Annotated in this window: 1 protein-coding gene; it reads left to right on the top strand. The window is 46.3% G+C overall.

All coding sequences use genetic code 11. The features are described 5' to 3' along the window. A partial coding sequence (locus tag DXD25_RS17240; protein WP_233522348.1) for an Rpn family recombination-promoting nuclease/putative transposase occupies positions 1 to 369 on the top strand: 369 nt, incomplete at both ends.

A 369-nucleotide genomic window follows, 5' to 3' on the forward strand; every position in this document is an offset into this window, starting at 1 on the left:
TTGACCGATTTCGGTTTCAAGCGAATTTTCGGATCAGCTCCCAACAAGGATCTGCTGATCTGTTTCCTCAACAGCTTGTTTAATGGCAGACAGGTTGTTAAGGACGTGAAGTATCTGAATCCGGAGAACGTGGGCGATATCTACACCGACCGCAAGGCCATCTTCGACGTATATTGCGAAGGAGCAAACGGCGAGAAGTTTATCGTGGAAATGCAGAATGCATACCAGACTTACTTCAAGGATCGTGCCCTGTTCTATTCCACTTTCCCTATCCGTGAGCAGGCTCCTAAGGGTAGTGAATGGGACTTCAAGCTCAACCATGTTTACACAATTGCTTTGCTTAACTTCAATATGAACGAGGATGCCTTC

The organism is Prevotella sp. TF12-30 (assembly GCF_003436715.1).
In the GTDB taxonomy this organism is placed as follows: domain Bacteria; phylum Bacteroidota; class Bacteroidia; order Bacteroidales; family Bacteroidaceae; genus Prevotella; species Prevotella copri_A.